This window comes from Nonomuraea sp. NPDC048881, assembly GCF_040649795.1.
GTDB lineage: Bacteria > Actinomycetota > Actinomycetes > Streptosporangiales > Streptosporangiaceae > Nonomuraea.
This window is the reverse complement of the sequence record NZ_JBEZGC010000010.1, coordinates 64158-83443: the sequence shown is the minus strand read 5'-3', so window position 1 is coordinate 83443 and position 19286 is coordinate 64158. Positions and strand designations below refer to the sequence as shown.

Below are 19286 nucleotides of genomic sequence, written 5' to 3'. Positions count from 1 at the left end.
GCTAGTCGGCGATCTTCACGGCGGCCAGCAGGCCGTCGCCCAGGGGCATGAGCACCGACCGCAGCCGGTCGTCCCCCTGCACCAGCTTGCCCAGCTCGCGCAGCGAGACCGTGTCGGGGTCGCGCTGCGTGGGGTCGGCCACCCGGTCGTGCCACAGGGCGTTGTCGAAGGCCACCACGCCGCCGACGCGCAGCAGGCGCACCGCCTCGGCCAGGTAGTCGACGTACTCCTGCTTGGCGCCGTCGGCGAAGACCATGTCGTAGCCGCCGTCGGAGAGCCGGGGCAGCACGTCGAGCGCCCGGCCCGAGATCAGCCGCACCCGTCCGCCGGAGAAGCCCGCCTCCGCGAACGCCTGCCGGGCCAGCCGCTGGTGCTCGGGCTCGACGTCGACGCTGGTCAGCGTGCCGTCGCCGCGCATGCCGCGCAGCAGCCACAACCCCGAGACGCCGCAGCCGGTGCCGATCTCGACGACCGACTTGGCGTTGACGACGGTGGCGAGGAAGCAGAGCGCCGCCCCGCCCCCGGGAAGGATGGGCACCGCACCCATCTCCAGCCCGCGCTGACGCGCCGCGTGCAGGATCTCATCCTCGTGATGGAACTGCTCCGCATAGGCCAGAGTGGCCTCCACCGGACTGGTCATCGGCCTCCTCCCCCCACTTTCGTGCGATTGGTCACCGATCGCAGCCTAGGGGAGTCACGCCTGGACGGGAACTCAGGACGGTCCGAAGGCGTTGCAGGTTTAAACGGGCTTTGCCGGTCCGGAAGGCAGGCAGTGCGCACGAAGGGACGAAACCAGGCACTATGACGGTAGCGGTGGTCCCAGAGAGAGGAGTGCTGGTGGACGAAAGCGACCACCAGGCGGATACTCCCGTGTCGTCTGATTGGACGCCTCCCACATGGGAGGAAGTGGTGCGGACTCACTCCGCACGCGTGTACCGGCTGGCGTACCGGCTTACCGGCAATGTCCACGATGCCGAAGACCTCACGCAGGAGGTCTTCGTCAGGGTCTTCAGGTCGCTGTCGAGCTACACCCCCGGCACGTTCGAGGGCTGGCTGCACCGGATCACGACGAACCTGTTCCTCGACATGGCGCGGCGCAAGCAGCGCATCCGGTTCGAGGGGCTGGCCGACGACGCCGCCGAGCGGCTGCGCGGCCGTGAGCCGTCGCCGGCGCAGGCGTTCGACGACGCCCACCTGGAGCCCGATATCCAAGCCGCCCTCGACGCGCTCGCCCCCGAGTTCCGGGCCGCGATCGTGCTGTGTGACATCGAGGGCCTGTCCTACGAGGAGATCGCGGCCACGCTCGGCGTCAAGCTGGGTACGGTCCGAAGCCGTATTCACCGTGGCCGGGCGCAGTTGCGGGAGGCGCTCGACCATCGGGCCCCCCGTACTACCCAACTCCCCCCGACCGTGATCAGTGGGGAGGAAGTCTGATATGGCTCATCTAGGAGAACGCGTTTCGGCGCTCGTCGACGGAGAGCTGAACCACACCGAGCGCGATCGCGCGCTCGCCCACCTGACCTTCTGTGCTGACTGCCGGCGGGAGGTCGAGTCGATGCGGGCGCTGAAGTCGCGCCTGCGCTCGCTCGACGGCCCGGCGATGCCGGCCGATCTGACCATGTCGCTGCTGCGCATGGCGGAGCCGGGCGGGCCGCTGCCGCCGAGGGAGCGCCCTTTTCCTACCCGTACGTTCGGGGGGGTGCCCATTCCTGGGCCCCACAGCATCGCGCCCCTGGACAACCGCCCGCGCCGGGACGCCACCGCTGGGGCCTCGGGCCCTGGGCGGGGCGGTAGGCGACGCGGGGCCTACGTCGCGGTGGGCGTGGTGTCCGCCGCCGTCGCACTCGGCACCTTCTTCGCGGTCTCGGGCACAGGGCCCCAGACCTCGCCGCCGCCGGTCGAGCTCTGGCGGGTCCAGCACTCACCGGCCACCAGCGCGCCGCCCACCGCCACGCCTTGAACCGGGGGCTCGCCTGGGATACTCGGGTGGCGTAGTCGACGATGCCAGGGGCATACGATCTGGGTTCGGGATTTGTCGCAAACAAAGCCTTTTATGACCCTCGTATGCCGCCAGAGCAAAGATTGCGGTGGCCGAGCAAGGAGTGGTGAGACGTAGATGACCGACGAGACGCGCCCGGGCGAAGGACGCACGACGTCGGACTTCCCCGAGCCACAGGGGCGGCCGGAGTTCCTGCCCGCCGACGAGCCGGGCGAGCAGGCGGACCGCCGGTCCGACCCGCCCGCCTCGTTCGGCGCGTCCTGGGGCGACCCGTCGGGCCGCCCCGACACCCCGGGCGTGTCACCGTACGAGCCGCCGGGCCGTTCCGATGGTGTGCCGCCGCAGGACGGGGGCACGCGGGCGTACGAGGGCCCGTCGTTCGAGAGCCCCGCCGGGCCGCGAGGGTTCGAGAGCCCGTTCGAGAGCCCCGGCGGCACGCGGGCCTACGAGACCCCGTCCTTCGGGCCGGCGGAGACCGGGCCGCGGCCGATGCAGCCGCCGCCCTTCATGGGCGCGTACGGCGGCAACCACCCGCCGCCGCCGCGGCAGGCTCTGGGCATGGGCCCGGGGTGGGCGCCGCCGCCCCAGGGCGGGCCCGGCGCGGGCGCGCTGCCCAGGCGCGGACTCAACGCCGGCGTGCTGATCGCGATCGCCGTGGCCATCGCGCTGGTGGCCTCCGTGCTCGGCAGCCTCGGCACGTACCTGCTGACCAGGTCGGGCAGCAGCGGCACCGACCCGTCCTACAGCCTCGGCCCGGCCCCGACGGGCGCGACCAACAGGGCGCCCGACTCGGTGGCCGGCGTGGCCGCGCGGGTCCTGCCCAGCGTGGTCTCGCTGGAGGTCGGCAACGGCACCAACACCGAGGGCGCCTCCGGCTCCGGATTCCTGATCAAGAACGGCTACGTGGTGACCAACAACCACGTGGTCGCCATGGCCGCCAAGGGCGGCGAGATCAAGATCATGTTCAACAACCGCAAGACCACCGCGGGCCGCATCGTCGGCCGCGACCCGGGCTCCGACCTGGCCGTGGTCAAGCCCGAGGAGACCTTCGGCACGCCGGAGATCACCCTCGGCAACTCCGACCAGGTCGTGGTGGGCGATCCGGTGATCGCCATCGGCTCGCCGCTCGGCCTCAGCGGCACGGTCACCACGGGCATCGTCAGCTCGCTCAACCGTCCGGTCATCGCCGGCGACGAGACGGGCGCCGCCACCGAGGAGCCCGCCTACATCAGCGCCATCCAGACCGACGCCGCCATCAACCCCGGCAACTCCGGCGGCCCGCTGGTCAACGGCCGGGGCGAGGTGGTCGGGGTGAACTCGGCCATCGCCACCCTCAGCCGTTCGGTGAACAGCCAGAGCGGCAGCATCGGCCTGGGCTTCGCGATCCCGGTGAACCAGACGCGGCGGGTGGCCGAGGAGCTGATCACCACGGGCAAGGCCAAGCGTCCCAAGATCGGGATCGTGCTGGACAAGGACTACAAGGGCCAGGGCGTGCGCATCGCCTCCGAGCCCGCCGAGGGCCGCCAGCCGGTCGACGCCAACGGCCCCGCCGACAAGGCCGGGCTGAAGGCGGGCGACGTCATCCTGGAGGTCGACGGGCTGGCGCTGCAGGACGGCAACGAGCTGATCGCCCTGATCCGCAGCAAGGCGCCGGGCGCCAAGATCACCATCAAGTACCAGCGCGCCGGAGCGGAACGCACCGCCACCCTCACCGTCGTCGCCGACGATCAGCCGGCTCCCACCCCGTCCTGAGTGATATGACCCATGGGGGACGGTTCACCCACGGGCTGGAGCCTTTAGTCTGTGGAGAGGATTGTGGACTGCGGGTAGGAGCGTACGGTGTTCGGACTCGGGTGGATGGAGGTCGGAGCGCTGATCGTCATCGCGCTCCTGGTCTTCGGTCCTGACAAGTTGCCGCAGGCCGCCTCGCAGGCGGGCAAGACGCTGCGCAACCTGCGGCGCATGGCCAACAACGCGCGCGACGACCTGCGGGCGGGCCTCGGGCCGGAGTTCCAGAACTTCGACCCCGCCGACCTCAACCCGAAGAACTTCGTCCGCAAGCACCTCCTCGACGAGCTGGAGGACGACTGGAACGGCCGCCCCAAAGATCTGGAGCCGGCCGCCGTCGCGTCCTACGACGCCGCTGAGCCGCCGTCGGAGCTCGCCTATGGCGAGCTGCCCCCCTACGACTCCGAGGCCACCTGACACACCCTGCAGACGCGCGACGGGCCCGCCCAGCTTCCGCTGGGCGGGCCCGTCTTCGCGTGAGTGGGTCAGGAACGGTTGGGCGCGAGGCCGAGCTGCATGCCCTTGATGCTGGAGGAGCGCTTGCTCAGACCGGCGGCGATCTTCCGCAGCTCCGCGGCCGCGGGCGAGTCGGGGTCGGTCAGCACCAGCGGCTTGCCCTCGTCGCCGCCCTCGCGCAGGCGCAGGTCGATCGGCACCTGGCCGAGCAGCGGGACGCGGGCGCCCAGCGTGCGGGTCAGGGCGTCGGCGACGGTCTGGCCGCCGCCCTCGCCGAACACGGCCACGCGCTCGTCGCAGTGGGGGCAGGGCAGCCAGGACATGTTCTCGATGACGCCGGCGATCTGCTGGTGGGTCTGGGCGGCGATCGAGCCGGCCCGCTCGGCCACCTCGGCGGCGGCCTGCTGGGGCGTGGTCACGACCAGGATCTCGGCCGACGGGAGCCGCTGCGCCACCGAGATGGCGATGTCGCCGGTGCCCGGCGGCAGGTCGAGCAGCAGGACGTCGAGGTCGCCCCAGTAGACGTCGGCCAGGAACTGGTGGAGCGCCCGGTCGAGCATCGGGCCGCGCCACACGACCGGCGTGTTGCCCTCGGGCTTGAACATGCCGACGGAGATGACCTTGATGTCGTGCGCCGACGGCGGCATGATCATGTCCTCGACCTTGGTGGGACGCTCGGCGGCGCCCAGCATGCGAGGAATGCTGTGACCGTAGATGTCGGCGTCGACGATGCCGACCTTGAGGCCGTTGGACGCCATCGCGGCGGCCAGGTTGACCGTGACCGACGACTTGCCCACGCCGCCCTTGCCGCTCGCGACGGCGAAGACGCGGGTGAGCGAGCCGGGCTGGTTGAACGGGATCTCCTTCTCCGGGCCCCGGTCACCCCGCAGCTTGGTCTGCAGGGTCTTGCGCTGCTCGGCGCTCATGACGTCGAGCTCGATCTGGACGTCCGTCACGCCGCCGACCTTGCCGACCGCCGTCTTCACGTCGCGGGTGATGGTGTCCTTCATCGGACAGCCTGACACGGTGAGGTAGACGCCCACCCGGACCGCGCCGTCGGGGGCGATCTCGATGTTCTTGACCATGTCGAGGTCCGTGATCGGGCGACGGATCTCGGGGTCGATGACGGTGGCGAGGGCGGCCGTCACCTGTTCCTGGGTTGGTGCCATCGAAGTCTCGGCACGAGGGAGTGCCGTCCCTCCTTAGTCGGTCTATGTGTGACAGGCGCTGAAAGCCAGTGAGAAATGCCCCTCCATGGTATGAACCAGGGGCGCCGCTCAGTTAATCCGCGCTGTTAGGTGTCTGTGCAACAACGTCTAAGGTTACTGCGTGACTCTGCTGCGCGACGAGGGGCTCACCGCCGAGGAGCTGGCGGTCTGGCGGATGTTGCAGCGGGCCCAGGTGCGCATCGCCCGCCGCCTGGAGGCCGAGCTGCTGGTGGCCCACGATCTGCCGCTGGCCTCGTACGAGGTGCTGGCGCAGCTCGCCGAGGCGCCGGGGCGGCGGCTGCGCATGAACGACCTGGCCGACCGCGTGCTGCTCTCGCGCAGCGGGCTGACCAGGCTGATCGACCGGTTGCAGCGCCACGGGCTGGTCGGGCGGGAGGCGTGCTCCGACGACGCCCGCGGGCTGTTCGCGGTGCTGACCGAGCCGGGCGCCGCGCGGCTGGCCGAGGCCACGCCGACCTACCTGCGCGGGGTCAAGGACCAGTTCCTCGACCTGCTGGGCGCGGGCGACCTCGGCGAGGTGCGGGCGCTGCTGGCCCGGCTCGACGTCACTGACGTTTGTTGAGCTCCTCCAGCAGCCGGCCGAGCTCGGCGCGCAGGTAGTCGCGGGTGGCGACCTCGTTGAGTGCCAGGCGCAGGCCGGCGATCTCGCGGGTGAGGTACTCGATCTCGGCCTGGTTGCGGTCGGCGGCCTCGCGGTCCTGCTCGTACTGGATGCGGTCGCGGTCGTCCTGGCGGTTCTGGGCGAGCAGGATGAGCGGCGCGGCGTAGCTGGCCTGGAGCGACAACATCAGCGTGAGGAAGATGAACGGGTACGGGTCCCACTTGAGCGCCGGGGGAGCGGCGATGTTCCAGATCACCCAGATCGCCACGAACACCGTCATGTAGACGATGAAGCGGGCCGTGCCGAGGAAGCGGGCGATGCGTTCCGAGAGGCGGCCGAACGCCTCGGGGTCGTAGTGCGGGCGCAGCGAGCGGCGCAGCGCCCGAGGCTGGTCGAGCCGGTCAATGGTCACGGTCGTCCCCCTCGCGCCAGTCGTCGGGAAGCAGGTGGTCGAGGACGTCGTCGACGGTCACCGCGCCGACCAGCCGGCCCAGCTCGTCCACGACCGGGGCGGCGACCAGGTTGTAGTTGGCCAGGAAGGCGTGGACCTGGCGCAGGGTGAAGTCGGGCCTGATCGGGTCGAGCGAGGGGTCGAGCACGCGGCCGAGCAGCGTCGAGGGCGGCTCGCGCAGCAGCCGCTGGAAGTGCGAGACCCCCAGGTACGTGCCGGTCGGCGTCTCGGTGGGCGGCCTGGTCACGTAGACCTGGGCGGCGACGGCGGGCGGCAGGTCCTGCTGACGGATGTGGGCCAGCGCCTCGGCCACCGTCGCGTTGGGCGGCAGGACGACCGGCTCGCTGGTCATCACGCCGCCCGCGGTGTCGTGGGCGTAGGTCAGCAGCCGCCGCACCGGGGCCGCCTCGCCGGGCTCCATGAGCGCCAGCAGCCTGGCCGCCTGGTCCTCGGGCAGGTCGTGCAGCAGGTCGGCGGCGTCGTCGGGGCTCATCTCCTCCAGGACGTCGGCGGCCCGCTCGGGTTCGAGGGTGCCGAGGATGCCGATCTGGTCGTCGGGCGGCAGCTCCTCCAGCACGTCGGCCAGGCGGTCGTCGGCGAGCTCGCGGGCGATCTCGATGCGCCGCTTGCTGGGCAGCTCGTGCAGGGCGCTGGCCATGTCGGCGGCGCGCAGCGACTCGAACGCGGCGATCAGCCCGGCCGCGCCCTGGTCCTTCTGCAGGGTGTCGAAGCCGGACACCTCGGTCCAGCCGACCGTCCTGGGCTCGCGCCGGCGGCCCTTGAAGAGCGCGACCTTGGTGATCTCCCACCGGGACGGCAGGGTCTCCTCCATGGCGACGTCGTAGACGGTCATGGGCTCGTCGCCGACGCGCACGGGCAGGTCGAGCACCTCGCCGATGACCAGGGTCTCCGAGGCGCGCTGCTCGAACCTGCGCATGTTCAGCCGCCCGGTGAAGACGACCGCGCCCGCCTCGATGCGGCGCACGCGGGTGATCGGCAGGAACACCCGGCGGCGCGGCTGCACCTCGACGACCATGCCGTGCACCTGGGGGTTGCCGGTGATGCGCAGGCCCACGACCACGTCGCGGACCCGGCCGATCTGATCGCCCGTGGGGTCGAAGACGGGGGTCCCCGCCAGCCGGGCCACGAAGATCTTCACGTGGGCCAGGCTAACAGTGAGACGCCGTTGCGCCCCGGTTGCCTGGCATGTCAGTATCAAACGCATTTAACGCTGATTACTGGGCACTAGGGGTACACCATGAGGCTGGCGGGGCTCGCACTGGCATTCGTGTCGTCGTGTTGTTTCGCGTTCTCCGGGCCGATGGCCAAGTACCTCATCACCGCCGGGCTGGCGCCGGTCGAGGCCGTCTGGACCCGGATGGCGGGCGCCGGGCTGCTGCTGGTCGCGGTGCTGGCGGTGGTCAAGCCGCGAGCCCTGCGCATCCCGCGGGCCCGGCTGCCGTTCCTGGGGCTCTACACCGTGATGGCCGTCGCGGGCGTGCAGTCGCTCTACTTCGTCGCCATCACCCGGCTGCCGGTGGGGATCGCGCTGCTGCTGGAGTTCATGGCGCCGGTGATGGTGGTGGCCTGGGTCAGGCTCGTCCGCAAGGTACGCCTGGCCGGGGCCGCGTACGTCGGCGCGGTGATCGCGTTCGTCGGCCTGGCGATCGTCGTCGAGGCGTGGCAGGGCATGCGCCTGGACGCGTTCGGCCTGCTCCTCGGCCTGCTGGCCGGGGCGTGCTGCGCCGGCTACTTCCTGATGGGCGACAGCCTGGGCCCCGACATCGACCTGCTCGGTCTGGTCGCCTGGGGCATGGTCGGCTCGGCCGTCGTGCTCATCCCCTTCGCGCAGCCCTGGGACATCCCCTGGGAGGCCTTCACGGTCTCCGTCGCCCCGCAGGGCGGCACGACGCTGCCGGTGCTGGGGGCGTACCTGTGGCTGGTGCTGGTGGCGACCGCGCTGGCGTACATCCTCAGCATGAACATGGTGCGGCGGCTGTCGGCGGCGGTGGGGGCGACGGTCGCCTCGCTGGAGGTCATCGGCGGCGCGGTGGTCGCGTGGGCGCTGGTCGGCGAGACGCTGGGGGTGTTCCAGATCGTCGGCGGGCTGATCGTGCTCGGCGGCGCGCTGCTCGCCCAGACCGCCACCTCGGGCGGCGAACCGGCCCCCGCCCCGGACCGGCCGGCCGAGATCACCGCCCGGGTGTGAGCCCGGCCGCCGCGGGCCGGGCGCGGCCGAGGGTCAGCGTTCCGGTGTGAGGCGCAGGACGGTCGAGTCGCGGGCCCAGCGCTCGGTCAGGTGCTCGCTGTCGGGGGCGTTGAGCCGCTCCTTGGCTAGCACCGCCACGGCGTCGGCCGCCCCGGCCTGGTCGACGACCGAGACCGCCGCGTCGAACTCCACCAGCCGCGCGCCGTTGTCCTTGCTGCGCAGCGTCACGCGCACCCGGTCGAGCGCGCCGAGCCCCGGCAGGTCCTGCTCGCCGCCGCCGGTCACGAGGTAGATGGCGCCGTCGTGCCAGGCGTGCCAGGCCAGGCGCGGGCGGTCGAGGGCGAGCCAGAGGATGCCGGACTTCTTGGCGCCCTCCTCGATGGCCGCGGTGTCGTCGCTCACGATCAGACTGTAACCCCCGAACCGCTCGGGCCCCGCGCGCGTTTCATCGGTATGCGGTCGTTCATCCTCGTGCTCCTCCTCGTCGCGGGCTGCGGCGCCGCCGGTCCGGAACCGCCGTCCGGGTGCGGGGCCTCCGCCCGTACGGGCCCGCTGGACACGCGCGTCCTGCGGCAGGTCGTGTACGACTACCCGGCGTCCCCGACGCCCGAGGCGCTCGCCGGGAAGGTGGAGACCGTCGTCACCGGCCAGGTGACGGGCTGGGTCGCCGGGCCCGTGGTCGAGGAGGGCATCCCGGGGGACCGCACCCATTACGTCCTCATGCGCACCCAGGTCGGCGAGCGGCTCAAGGGCGCCGCAGCGGACGTCGCGGACGTCGCCTTCTACCAAGGGGCGGCGGTGGACGACGCGGGCACGCCGGTCCACAGCGTGGCCGACTTCGCCCGCGCGGCGCCCCCGGGCACCCGGGTGCTGCTGTTCATGAACCGCGCCGGACCGACCGGCAAGGTCGTCGAGGGACGTGCGGTCGCCTGGTCGACGCCCCCGCAGGGCGTGATCCTGCACGAGGTGACCGACGACCCCGGCGGCCGGGCCGTCGGCGGCAGGGACGAGATCTTCTCCTCGACCGGCTGGAACCAGCCGTGCGGCATCGACGGCCTGATCGCCCGCCTGCGCGCCCACGGAGTCACCGGCTGAACACTTTGCCCTTTTCTGGTGTCCGCCGGGTGCTCTGTCGGGGAGAACCGCATTCATGGGGATCGTCTCTCGCGGCTTCGCCGGAAAACACTTCCGGCGGCCGCGGCCGGAGCTGGCCGGGCGGGTGCCGCCGGGGCAGTACCTGGCCGAGGGCTTCCCGGTGCTCACCGCGGGGGCGACGCAGCACATCCGGACCGAGCGCTGGTCGTTCACCGTCAGAGGCGGCGCGGGCGAGCCCACCTGGACGTGGACGGACCTGCTGTCGCTGCCCGCCGAGCAGATCACCGTGGACATCCACTGCGTCACCCACTGGAGCAAGCTCGACACCACCTGGACGGGCGTGTCCCTCGACCGGCTGCTGACCGGCGCCGACCGGGCGGCCGGGTACGCCCTGGCCGTCAGCTACGGCGGCTACGCCACCAACCTGCCGGTCGAGGAGATCGTGGACGGCAAGGCGTGGCTGGTCTACGCCTACGAGGGCGCGCCGATCCCGCCCGAGCACGGCGGCCCGGTGCGGATGCTGGTGCCCGCCCACTACCTGTGGAAGAGCGCCAAGTGGATCCACGAGCTGTGGCTCATGGACGAGGACCGCCCAGGCTTCTGGGAGCGGTCCGGCTATCACAACTTCGGGGACCCATGGCGGGAACAGCGGTACTACGACGACTGACCTGGCAGCCGGCCACGATCGCCGAGGTCGTCCCGGAGACCGACCAGACGCGTACGTTGCTGCTCGACGTGCCCGGCTGGCCGGGACACCGCGCCGGTCAGCACGTGGACGTGCGGCTGACGGCCGACGACGGCTACCAGGCGACCCGGGCGTACTCGCTGGCCGGCGCGCCCGGCGAGCGGCCCTCCATCACCGTGGTCGGGGTGGCGGGGGGCGAGGTGTCGCCGTACCTGGTGGAGGTGGCCGAGGCCGGCGACCAGGTGGAGGTGCGCGGCCCGATCGGCGGCTACTTCGTGTGGGAGCCCATGCCGGAGCGGCGGCCGCTGCTGCTGGTCGCGGGCGGGTCCGGCGTGGTGCCGCTGCGCTCGATGCTGCGCCACCGCGCCCGGCTGGGCGACGGCACCCCGGTACGACTGGTCTACTCCGTGCGCGATCCCGGCCAGGTGATCTACCGCGACGAGCTGGAGGCCGCCGGCGCCGAGGTGACCTTCGTCTACACCCGCTCGGCCCCCACCGACTGGCCCGAGCCCGTGGGCCGGGTGGACCGCTCGCAACTGGTCCGGCTGGCCTGGCCGCCCGCCCACGAGCCGCTGGCCTACGTCTGCGGACCGACCGCGTTCGTCGAGCACGTCGCCGCGATCCTCACCGCCCTGGGCTACCCGCCCACCGACATCCGCACCGAGCGGTACGGCTAGGAGAGACACCATGCAACAACCCGTGGACGGCAACGCCGCGGCAGGCCCGCTGGCCCAGTTCTTCGGCCGGGACATGACGGCGGCCCAGGGCGTCTGCGCGCAGTGCGGCATGAACGGCCCGCTGGGGGAGGCCACCGTGTACGGCCCCGCCCCCGGCACCGTGCTGCGCTGCCCGAACTGCGACAACGTGCTCATGACCCTCGTGGAGGCGCCGGGCCGGATGATGGCCGCGATGCCGGGCCTCGGCCTGCTGGAGACGCCCGTGCAGGGAGGTGGCTGACCGTGGCCGTCGTCTCGAAGGGCTTCAAGGGACGCGGCGGGCACGACGACCGCCTGCCGCCCGGCCAGTACCTCACGCCCGGCTTCCCCGTCCTGTCCGCGGGCCCGACGCCCCGGGTGGACACCGCCGGCTGGACGTTCACCCTGGTCACCGAGGCCGGCCGGGAACGCGTCTGGACCTGGGACGAGCTGCTCGACCTGCCCCAGAGCGCCCCGCACACCGACCTCCACTGCGTCACCGGCTGGTCGAAGTTCGACACCGACTGGCAGGGCGTGTCGATCGACGTCCTGCTCGACGACGTGGACACGCGGGCGGAGTTCGCGGAGGCGTACTGCCACGGCGGCTACACGACCAACCTGCCGCTCGCCGACCTGCGCGGCGGCAGGGCGTGGATCGTCCACACCTTCGACGGCGACCCGCTGCCCGCCGAGCACGGCGGCCCGGCCCGGCTGCTGGTCCCGCACCTGTACCTCTGGAAGTCCGCCAAATGGGTCAAGGGCCTGCGCCTGCTCGACCGTGACCGGCCCGGCTTCTGGGAACGGGCCGGGTACCACAACTACGGCGACCCGTGGCGCGAGCAGCGCTACTGGAACAGCTGATCGTGCCCATAGACGGGGGACGCCTGCCGCGGGCCGCCCCGCAGCCGTTAGCGTTGGCGCATGCGCTCACGTCGTTCCGTGCTCTCCGTGCCGGGCAGCAACCCCCGCTTCCTGGAGAAGGCCCAGACCCTGCCCGCCGACGAGGTCTTCCTCGACCTTGAGGACTCCGTCGCGCCGCTGGCCAAGGACGAGGCCCGCAAGAACGTCGTGACCGCGCTGCGCGAGGGCGACTGGACCGGCAGGACCCGCGCGGTCAGGGTCAACGACCTGACCACGATGTGGACGTACCGGGACGTGATCGAGGTCGTGGAAGGCGCCGGGGAGTTCCTCGACTGCCTGATCCTGCCCAAGGTCCAGGACCCGACCGAGGTCGTCTGGCTCGACACCCTGCTGACCCAGATCGAGCGGTCGATGGGCTACGAGGTGGGCCGCATCGGCATCGAGGCCCAGATCGAGAACGCCCGCGGGCTGGTCAACGTCGACGCCATCGCCGGGTCGTCCAGAAGGCTGGAGGCCCTGGTGTTCGGGCCGGCCGACTTCATGGCCTCGATCAACATGCGCACCCTCGTGGTCGGCGAGCAGCCGCCCGGCTACGAGGAGGGCGACGCCTACCACTACATCCTCATGCGCCTGCTGATGGCCGCCAGGATGCACGACCTCCAGGTGATCGACGGCCCCTACCTCCAGATCAAGGACGTCGAGGGCTACCGCCGGATCGCCCGCCGGGCCGCCGCGCTCGGGTTCGACGGCAAGTGGGTGCTGCACCCTCTGCAGGTGGAGGCGGCCAACGAGGTGTTCTCGCCGAGCCAGGACGACTACGACCACGCCGAGCTGATCCTGGAGGCGTACGAGCACTACACCACCGTGGAGCGGCGCGGCGCGGTCATGCTGGGCGACGAGATGATCGACGAGGCGTCCCGCAAGATGGCGCTCGTCGTGGCCGCCAAGGGCAGGGCGGCCGGTCTGGCGAGGACGAAGTCGTTCACACCTTGACGCCCACCGCGGTGAAGAACCACAACGACGAGGTCAGCCAGAGCCCGACCAGCGCCGTGAACGCCAGCCCGCCGAGCAGCGGCAACGTCCAGCCCGGCGCGTCGCGCTTGGGCAGCGCCAGCATCTTCGCCGTGAACACGCCGTAGAAGAAGCAGCCGAGCAGCGAGTGGGCCAGCACGCGCGGCACGTCGAACTGCAGGCCGAGGGCGTACAGGCAGTGGAAGGCGACGGGGATCGTGAGGAGGAAGGCCAGCCGCCCCGACCAGCGGTGGACGCCGTCCGGCAGCTCGATCCCCAGCCTTCCCCACATCGACAGCGCCGAGACCACCTGGACGATCGCCAGCGCGAACGCCCCGGTCGTCAGCCACGCCTTCATCGGCAGCGCGCCGGAGAACCCGGCCGGGCCGATCGCGAACCCCGTGGGCGTGTGCGCCCGGCCGGACACGCCGAGGCCCAGCGCCACCAGGCCGCCGGCCAGCAGCGGGAGCAGGAGCACGGCGGCCGTGCGGTGCGACGGCCGGTGCGAGGGCCGGTGAATGGCGGTCATTGCATCTCCTCGATGAAGCCGTCCACGTCCTTCGGCAGGACGGTGGCGCCGGCGACGGTCACGGGGGTGGTGGGCCGCCCGGCGTCCAGCCGGGGGATCTCCACCTGGTCCTGGCCCAGGAACGCGGCGCCGACCTGGTCGTAGCCGCCGCCGGGGCGCGGGACGCGGATCCAGCCCGCTCGCAGCTTCGCGCCTCTGACCTGCGCGGTCGCCCGGTACAGCCCGGACGGCCGGACCACGGCGGGCGCGGTGAACGTCCACCTCCCGCCGCCGACGGACAGGCTGCCCCTGGCGCGTCCGCCGCCGAGCGTGGCGGTCAGCCGGGCCGTGCCCGGGCCCTTCAGCACGGCCTTCCCGCCGGCCTCGCCGCCCTTGAACCAGGCTTCCGACCTGCCGTCGCAGAAGTAGCCGACGGCCTTGCCGTCGCGGACGGAGATCGCTATCAGGCCGCCGTTGCCCTTGACGTACCCGCCGTAGTCGGCCTTGGGGATCTTCGCGGCCTCGGTGGGCGCGGGCGACGCGGACGATGACACGGATGGCGACCCGGACGGCGACGGCGTGGCGGCGGCCTCGGTGGGGGATCCCGCCGCGGCCGTGTCGGTGGTGGGCGCGGTGTCGGCCGCCGGTGCCGCGGTGACGCTGGCGACGCCCAGCCCCGCGGCCAGGACCGCGCCCGCCGCCAGGGTGATGAAAGGTCCCAGCCTTGACATGGACTGCTCCCAAAGTCGGAAGGGCGAAATGCCGTACGACTCCGAGCATCCGCCCAAAGGGGCGGGTCGTCTGTGAACTAATGCTCACCCGGCAGACAGAATGTATGGATGCAGGAGAACCCTGGACCGAATCCGCCATATGGCAGTCAGCCGCCTGGGCCGCCCGTCTATCCTTATGGGCCGCCGCCCGTGCCGCAGCCGCGGTCCTGGTTCCTGCCGACGCCGCAGGGGGCGCGTTACGACCATCTCGCCCGCACTCCGGCGAACGAGCCGTGGCGGGCCGTCGTCGGCACGATCCTCGTGGGCGTCGGGTTCTTCGTCGTCGGCACCGGCGTGCTGCTCTTGGGCAAGGCCGCCGAGTGGATCCTCGGCCTGCCCGCCCCGACCGACCCCGGGCAGATCTTCGGCGATCCGGTGTTCGGGCTGGTGATGGTGCTGCTGTCGATCGCGGCCGTGCTGCCGCTCGTCCTCGGCACGGCCGCGCTCGTCCAGCGCCGCAGGCCCGGCACGCTGTCGTCGGTCGCCGGACGGCTGCGCTGGTCCTGGTTGCTGCGCTGCCTCGGCCTGGCCGTGCTGGCGCTGGTGCTGGGCCAGATCGCGCAGGTCATGGCCCTGTCGTTGTCGGGGGAGGGGTACTCCGACCTGTTCGGCTGGGTCGGCTGGGGGCGGTTCCTGCCCGCCCTCGTGGTGATCGTGCTGCTGGTGCCGTTCCAGGCGGCGACCGAGGAGTACATCTTCCGCGGCTGGTTCGTCCAGGCGGTCGGTGTGCACGTGCGCAATCCGGTGTGGGCGATTCTCATCGGGTCCCTGCTGTTCGCGTCGCTGCACGGCTACTCGTGGGTGGGGCTGCTCGACGTGTTCGCCTTCGGCGCGGTGATGGGCTGGCTGGCCGTACGGACCGGGGGGCTGGAGGCGCCGATCGCGTTGCACGTGATGAACAACATGCTGGCCTTCGGGCTCAGCGCGGCCTCGGGCAGCCTGGAGGACGCACTGGACCAGGGCAAGACGCCCATCCCTTGGCAGGCGTTGTCGGGAACGGTGGTGCAGCTCGCGGTGTATGCGATTGGTGTGTTCTATATATCCAAAAAGCGGGCAATTAGTGCTATTTCTGGATAAATCAGGCGAGAGGTTCCGGAAATCTCGCTAGAGAGGTCTCGCCAATCCGGCTCAGGCATGCTGGTCTGGTTCCTGTGGGACAGGCGAGGGCGTCACGGAGGTGATCGTTTTGGTGGGACGGGGTAGAAAATAGGCGCATAAGGTGGGACGGGATTTGTGGAACGGTCCGTAAAGAATCGGTCCGTTCGCTCACCGTTTCCCCGCGCAACCCGGTTGACCAGGTCCGATTCGACGGGTTCCACCTGTACGACGAGTTCGACTAGGAGGTGCGGCGCGTGGCCTCCGGCCCCAGCGATCCGCCACGGCGACCGCCGGACGACGACGACCCGCGTCCTGAGGACGCCGCGGAACCCCCCTCGCCCGAGGAGCCCGGAACCTCTCCCGGGCAGCCCAGGGCCTCCTCCGAGCAGGCCGGGGCCTCTTCCGGGGAGCCCAGGATCCGCCACTCCCCGCCCGGCCCCACCGACGACCGGGCCCGGGGCTTACCCTTGACCTCCCCTTGGGGCATGCCGCCGTTCGCGTCCCCGATCCCGGAGGAATCGCCGCAGGAGCCGCCCAAGGGGCGCAGACCGTACAGCTCGCCGACGGCCGAGCCCGAGGTCGAGCCGCGCCGCCGCCCCCGGCGCATCGTCAACCGCCCGGACAAGCTCGTCGCCGGCGGCCCGCCCCGCCAGGAACCCCCCGCCGCGCCCCCACCTCCTGCGCCCCCGTCCGGGCCCCCGTCCGGGCCCCCGGCCCCGCCCGCCGACGGCCCCCAGGAGGGCACGGCCCCCGCGGGCCCCTACCGGGAGCCGCCCTACCACCTGCCGCTCCCCGCCGACGAGGCCCCCGCCACACAGCCCGCGCCCTCGCAGCCGGAGCCCCCCGGCCCCCAGACGCCACGACCGCACGACCCCGGCCCCCAGGCCCCCGGATGGCATGACCCCGAGTCCGGCGACCCCGAGTCCGGCGACCCTGAGTCCGGCGATCCGGAGTCCCGCGCCCCGGAGTCCCGCGATCCCGGGGGCCGGGAAGCCGAGCTCGCGGCGGCCGGTGAGGAGGACGCCGAGGTCAGGCGGGTGGGCCGGCCGCCCGGCGGGCGTCCCACGCGACCGGATCTGCTGGTCGCCACCGGCCCGCCGCGCCCCGCCGGGGCCGGCGGCAGGCACCACAGAGGCCCGGCCCCGGCCGCCGTACGCAGGTCCAGCCCCGTGCACCGGGGCAGCAGGGCCGCCCCCATAGCCCTCACCATGGCCCTGGCGCTCCTGGTGGCCGCAGGGGTGCTCGTATGGCGCTGGAGCGACACCGACGCCACCGGGCTGCGCCTGGAGGCCGGCACCGGCCGTTCGGGGGACGACCTCTTCACCGTCCCGGCCGCCGGCGTCGGCACCAACCAGAAGCTCAACGACATCGTCTCCGTCGGCCGCGCGGTGGTCGCGGTGGGCAGCGACACCACCAGCCCGACCCCGCGCCCGCTCTTCCTGTTCTCGCCCGACGCCGGCAAGCACTGGCAGCTCGGCCAGGTCAGCGGCGCCTCCACGCCCATCGTCCAGCGCGTGGTCGGCGGCGACGGCCGCTGGCTGGCCAGCGGCGGCGACGGCCCGTCCGGCGAGCGCGGCCTGTGGACCAGCGTCGACGGCTTCAGCTGGACGACGGTCAACGCGACCGGCATGGCCGCCTTCCGCCCCGGCGACCAGATCTACGACATCGCCAGGACGGCCTCCGGCTTCGTCGCCGTCGGCGCCACGCCGGGGGACGGCGGCCCCGGCCCGGCGGCCTGGCGCTCGTCCGACGGCCGGGCCTGGGAGCGCGTGGAGACCAGGGGGCTGGACGTCCAGGAGATCAGGGCGGTCGTCGCCCAGGGCGACACGGTCGTGGCCGTCGGCCGCCCGTCCGACGGAAGCGGCTCGCGGGTGCTGCGCTCCTCCGACGGCGGACGCGGCTGGCAGGCGACCGGCTTCCAGCTCCCCGAGGCCGAGCCGCGCACGGGCACGGTGGCCGTGCTGCCCAAACGGTTCGTCCTGGTGCCGACCAGGCAGCGTACGGTCGACGGCGGCGTGCGCGTCTACTGCTCGCCCACCGGCGCCCAGTGGTCGCAGTGCGGTTCCATCGGCGGCCTGAGCGGCGAGAGCCCCGGGGTGGAGTCGCTGGTCTCCTACCGGTCCGGCGTGGCCGCGATCAGCCAGGCCACCTTGGGCAAGTACTCGGTCCTGACCAGCGCCGACGGGCGCGGCTGGGCCAAGCGGGCCGACCTCGGCGACCTGGCGGGCGCCACGTTGCGCGGGTTCACGATCTCCGACGGCGGCACCCTGTTCGCCGGCGGCGACCAAGCCGCCTCCGACGTCGACAACCAGCTCGTGCTGATGACCGCGCCGCCGCGCGGCGCCGCCTCCCGCGTCCAGCTCGGCCAGGTCGAGGGCCTGACCAGGGTCTCGCGCGAGACCACCCGCCTGGCGGCCGCCGGCGGCCGGTACGTGGCGGTCGGCGCCGCCTCGGGCGACGCCGGCCTGTGGACGATCAGCAACTGGCAGCGCTGGAAGTCGATGAGCCTCGGCGGCCCCGGCAGGCAGATCCTGGAGGACGTCGCCCACGGCGGGCGCGGCTGGCTGGCGGCCGGCAGCACCCAGACGAACCTGGCCGTCACCGACCCCCTGCTCGTCACCTCCGACGACGGCGAGAACTGGCGGCGCGTGCCGGTCTCCGGCGACCTGGCCCGCGACCGCGACCGGCCCTACCTGGACACCCACGCCGTCGCGGCGGGCAAGAAGGGGTACGTGCTGGCCGGCGAGTCCCACGACCAGGCGGGCTCGGTGGCCGCCGCCATGTGGTTCACGCCCGACCTGCGCAAGTACACCCGGTCCAGGAAGCTGCCCCAGGGCGGCTCGGGCGTACGCGTCCACGACGTGATCGCGACCCAGGGCGGCTACGTCGCGGTCGGCGGGTCGGGGACCGCCGACCGGGAGAACAGCGTGGTCTGGTTCTCCGACGACGGCGTGAACTGGAGCGCCCGCAAACGGGTCACCCCGCCGGACGCCACGTCGGCCGGGCTGCGGCAGGTCACGACGTACCACGACAAGCTCGTCGCGATCGGCACGGCCGTGACGGACGGCTCACGCCGCGCCTTCTCCGCCGTCTCCGACGACGACGGCGAGAGCTGGACGACGGCCTGGCTGCCCGCGGACCAGGCGGCGGCCGTGCACGACCTGGCCGCGGGCGACCAGGGCCTGGTGGCGGTCGGCTGGCACGGCGTCCCGGGCGAGGGCGACAGCGCGGCCTGGGTCTCCCAGGACGGCCTGTCGTGGAGCCGCATGGCCCTGACCAGGGACCGGCTCTCCGGCCTCGGCATGCAGGCCCTGACGGCCGTGGCGATCAGCGGCACGGAGGTGGTGGCGCTCGGCAGGTCCACGACCTATGACACCGACCACCTGATCCTGTGGACCTCCAGCCTCACCGCCAGCCGGTGAGCACGCCCCACTCGGTCAGGCATTCGAGCAGCCCCTCGGTGAGCGGCAGGAGCGCCAGCTCACCGGGGCCGCACCAGCGCACGTCGGCGGCGTCGTCACCGGCCACGGGCACGCCGCCGGCGCAGGTCGCCAGGTAGTCGCGGATCACGTACGTGACGCCGCCCGGCCCGGGACGCTCCACCGTGCCGGCCAGGCGGCCCACCTCGACGCGCAGCCCGGTCTCCTCCATGACCTCGCGGCGCACGCCGGCCGCGTCGCTCTCGCCGGGCTCCAGCCGGCCGCCCGGGAGCGACCACAGGCCCTTGCCCGGCTGGCGGCCGCGCCGGATGAGAAGAAGCTGGTCAGAGGCGCCGAAAATGATCGCGCCGACACAATTTACGCGCACATGACCAAGATTACGACGGGATA

22 protein-coding genes are annotated in these 19286 nt (G+C 72.4%); 14 read left to right on the top strand and 8 right to left on the bottom strand.

The features are described from left to right. Position 1: 1 nt before the first annotated feature. Positions 2-640 carry an O-methyltransferase gene (locus AB0C33_RS32300; protein ID WP_352325381.1) on the bottom strand — a complete coding sequence of 213 codons (639 nt, stop codon included), beginning with the start codon at positions 638-640 and terminating at the stop codon, positions 2-4. Positions 641-801: 161 nt separating this feature from the next. On the opposite strand from AB0C33_RS32300, the gene sigE reads away from it, so the two are divergent. The 4 genes from sigE to AB0C33_RS32280 all read left to right on the top strand — a co-directional run bounded on the left by sigE (position 802) and on the right by AB0C33_RS32280 (position 4204). Beyond that, a complete protein-coding gene (sigE, locus tag AB0C33_RS32295; RefSeq protein WP_352325382.1) occupies positions 802-1434 on the top strand; it encodes an RNA polymerase sigma factor SigE in 633 nt (210 codons plus the stop codon). A 1-nt stretch (position 1435) separates the two neighbouring features. Further along, a complete protein-coding gene (locus AB0C33_RS32290) occupies positions 1436-1960 on the top strand; it encodes an anti-sigma factor (RefSeq protein WP_352325383.1) in 525 nt (174 codons plus the stop codon). Positions 1961-2116: 156 nt separating this feature from the next. Beyond that, a complete protein-coding gene (locus tag AB0C33_RS32285; protein WP_358294386.1) occupies positions 2117-3751 on the top strand; it encodes a trypsin-like peptidase domain-containing protein in 1635 nt (544 codons plus the stop codon). 87 nt (positions 3752-3838) lie between these two features. Beyond that, positions 3839-4204, top strand: a complete 366-nt coding sequence (locus AB0C33_RS32280) for a sec-independent translocase (protein WP_358294385.1) — start codon at positions 3839-3841, stop codon at positions 4202-4204. Positions 4205-4272: 68 nt separating this feature from the next. On the opposite strand, the gene AB0C33_RS32275 is transcribed toward AB0C33_RS32280, so the two are convergent. After that, positions 4273-5412 (bottom strand): Mrp/NBP35 family ATP-binding protein, encoded by a 1140-nt coding sequence (locus tag AB0C33_RS32275; RefSeq protein WP_358294384.1) that lies wholly within the window; start codon positions 5410-5412, stop codon positions 4273-4275. A gap of 160 nt (positions 5413-5572) precedes the next feature. On the opposite strand from AB0C33_RS32275, the gene AB0C33_RS32270 reads away from it, so the two are divergent. Continuing rightward, entirely contained in the window at positions 5573-6034 is a 462-nt protein-coding gene (locus tag AB0C33_RS32270; protein ID WP_358294383.1) for a MarR family transcriptional regulator, read from the top strand. Here the strand turns inward: AB0C33_RS32270 and AB0C33_RS32265 are convergent. After that, on the bottom strand, positions 6018-6485 hold the full coding sequence (locus AB0C33_RS32265; protein ID WP_358294382.1) for a DUF1003 domain-containing protein: 468 nt from the start codon (positions 6483-6485) through the stop codon (positions 6018-6020). The genes AB0C33_RS32270 and AB0C33_RS32265 overlap by 17 nt on opposite strands. Beyond that, positions 6475-7677 (bottom strand): CBS domain-containing protein, encoded by a 1203-nt coding sequence (locus tag AB0C33_RS32260; RefSeq protein ID WP_358294611.1) that lies wholly within the window; start codon positions 7675-7677, stop codon positions 6475-6477. The genes AB0C33_RS32265 and AB0C33_RS32260 overlap by 11 nt, the downstream gene beginning before the upstream one ends. A gap of 105 nt (positions 7678-7782) precedes the next feature. Here AB0C33_RS32260 and AB0C33_RS32255 point away from each other — a divergent pair, with 105 nt between their 5' ends. Beyond that, positions 7783-8733 carry an EamA family transporter gene (locus tag AB0C33_RS32255; RefSeq protein WP_358294381.1) on the top strand — a complete coding sequence of 317 codons (951 nt, stop codon included), beginning with the start codon at positions 7783-7785 and terminating at the stop codon, positions 8731-8733. Between the two features lie 33 nt (positions 8734-8766). Here the strand turns inward: AB0C33_RS32255 and AB0C33_RS32250 are convergent, their stop codons facing one another. Continuing rightward, positions 8767-9135 (bottom strand): hypothetical protein, encoded by a 369-nt coding sequence (locus tag AB0C33_RS32250; protein WP_358294380.1) that lies wholly within the window; start codon positions 9133-9135, stop codon positions 8767-8769. A 51-nt stretch (positions 9136-9186) separates the two neighbouring features. Between AB0C33_RS32250 and AB0C33_RS32245 the strand changes: the two genes are divergently transcribed. The 6 genes from AB0C33_RS32245 to AB0C33_RS32220 are packed head-to-tail and all read left to right on the top strand — an operon-like array spanning position 9187 to position 13062. Beyond that, positions 9187-9828, top strand: a complete 642-nt coding sequence (locus AB0C33_RS32245; RefSeq protein WP_358294379.1) for a hypothetical protein — start codon at positions 9187-9189, stop codon at positions 9826-9828. Between the two features lie 55 nt (positions 9829-9883). After that, positions 9884-10495 (top strand): molybdopterin-dependent oxidoreductase, encoded by a 612-nt coding sequence (locus tag AB0C33_RS32240; RefSeq protein WP_352319223.1) that lies wholly within the window; start codon positions 9884-9886, stop codon positions 10493-10495. Further along, entirely contained in the window at positions 10465-11190 is a 726-nt protein-coding gene (locus AB0C33_RS32235) for a ferredoxin reductase (protein ID WP_358294378.1), read from the top strand. Before AB0C33_RS32240 ends, AB0C33_RS32235 begins: the two co-directional genes overlap by 31 nt. Before the next feature lie 10 nt (positions 11191-11200). Continuing rightward, a complete protein-coding gene (locus AB0C33_RS32230; protein ID WP_352319227.1) occupies positions 11201-11470 on the top strand; it encodes a DUF6510 family protein in 270 nt (89 codons plus the stop codon). Positions 11471-11472: 2 nt separating this feature from the next. Next, positions 11473-12069 (top strand): sulfite oxidase-like oxidoreductase, encoded by a 597-nt coding sequence (locus tag AB0C33_RS32225; RefSeq protein ID WP_358294377.1) that lies wholly within the window; start codon positions 11473-11475, stop codon positions 12067-12069. A 60-nt stretch (positions 12070-12129) separates the two neighbouring features. Further along, positions 12130-13062, top strand: coding sequence for a CoA ester lyase (locus AB0C33_RS32220; protein WP_352352861.1), 933 nt, complete (start codon positions 12130-12132; stop codon positions 13060-13062). On the opposite strand, the gene AB0C33_RS32215 is transcribed toward AB0C33_RS32220, so the two are convergent. Continuing rightward, a complete protein-coding gene (locus AB0C33_RS32215) occupies positions 13052-13609 on the bottom strand; it encodes a DUF6529 family protein (protein ID WP_358294376.1) in 558 nt (185 codons plus the stop codon). The two genes, AB0C33_RS32220 and AB0C33_RS32215, sit on opposite strands and share 11 nt — an antisense overlap. Next, positions 13606-14319: a hypothetical protein gene (locus tag AB0C33_RS32210; RefSeq protein ID WP_358294375.1), complete on the bottom strand. Its 714-nt coding sequence runs from the start codon at positions 14317-14319 to the stop codon at positions 13606-13608. The genes AB0C33_RS32215 and AB0C33_RS32210 overlap by 4 nt, the downstream gene beginning before the upstream one ends. Before the next feature lie 189 nt (positions 14320-14508). On the opposite strand from AB0C33_RS32210, the gene AB0C33_RS32205 reads away from it, so the two are divergent. After that, on the top strand, positions 14509-15435 hold the full coding sequence (locus AB0C33_RS32205; protein WP_358294374.1) for a type II CAAX endopeptidase family protein: 927 nt from the start codon (positions 14509-14511) through the stop codon (positions 15433-15435). 506 nt (positions 15436-15941) lie between these two features. Continuing rightward, entirely contained in the window at positions 15942-18878 is a 2937-nt protein-coding gene (locus AB0C33_RS32200) for a hypothetical protein (protein ID WP_358294373.1), read from the top strand. Here AB0C33_RS32200 and AB0C33_RS32195 read toward each other — a convergent pair. Continuing rightward, on the bottom strand, positions 18862-19263 hold the full coding sequence (locus AB0C33_RS32195) for an NUDIX domain-containing protein (RefSeq protein WP_358294372.1): 402 nt from the start codon (positions 19261-19263) through the stop codon (positions 18862-18864). The genes AB0C33_RS32200 and AB0C33_RS32195 overlap by 17 nt on opposite strands. Between the last annotated feature and the right edge of the window lie 23 nt (positions 19264-19286).

Coding starts and splice junctions, on each gene's coding strand:
- AB0C33_RS32300 (WP_352325381.1), bottom strand. CDS start 640: ATGACCAGTCCGGTGGAGGCCACTCTGGCCTATGCGGAGCAGTTCCAT.
- sigE (WP_352325382.1), top strand. CDS start 802: ATGACGGTAGCGGTGGTCCCAGAGAGAGGAGTGCTGGTGGACGAAAGC.
- AB0C33_RS32290 (WP_352325383.1), top strand. CDS start 1,436: ATGGCTCATCTAGGAGAACGCGTTTCGGCGCTCGTCGACGGAGAGCTG.
- AB0C33_RS32285 (WP_358294386.1), top strand. CDS start 2,117: ATGACCGACGAGACGCGCCCGGGCGAAGGACGCACGACGTCGGACTTC.
- AB0C33_RS32275 (WP_358294384.1), bottom strand. CDS start 5,412: ATGGCACCAACCCAGGAACAGGTGACGGCCGCCCTCGCCACCGTCATC.
- AB0C33_RS32255 (WP_358294381.1), top strand. CDS start 7,783: ATGAGGCTGGCGGGGCTCGCACTGGCATTCGTGTCGTCGTGTTGTTTC.
- AB0C33_RS32245 (WP_358294379.1), top strand. CDS start 9,187: ATGCGGTCGTTCATCCTCGTGCTCCTCCTCGTCGCGGGCTGCGGCGCC.
- AB0C33_RS32240 (WP_352319223.1), top strand. CDS start 9,884: ATGGGGATCGTCTCTCGCGGCTTCGCCGGAAAACACTTCCGGCGGCCG.
- AB0C33_RS32235 (WP_358294378.1), top strand. CDS start 10,465: ATGGCGGGAACAGCGGTACTACGACGACTGACCTGGCAGCCGGCCACG.
- AB0C33_RS32230 (WP_352319227.1), top strand. CDS start 11,201: ATGCAACAACCCGTGGACGGCAACGCCGCGGCAGGCCCGCTGGCCCAG.
- AB0C33_RS32220 (WP_352352861.1), top strand. CDS start 12,130: ATGCGCTCACGTCGTTCCGTGCTCTCCGTGCCGGGCAGCAACCCCCGC.
- AB0C33_RS32215 (WP_358294376.1), bottom strand. CDS start 13,609: ATGACCGCCATTCACCGGCCCTCGCACCGGCCGTCGCACCGCACGGCC.
- AB0C33_RS32210 (WP_358294375.1), bottom strand. CDS start 14,319: ATGTCAAGGCTGGGACCTTTCATCACCCTGGCGGCGGGCGCGGTCCTG.
- AB0C33_RS32200 (WP_358294373.1), top strand. CDS start 15,942: ATGCCGCCGTTCGCGTCCCCGATCCCGGAGGAATCGCCGCAGGAGCCG.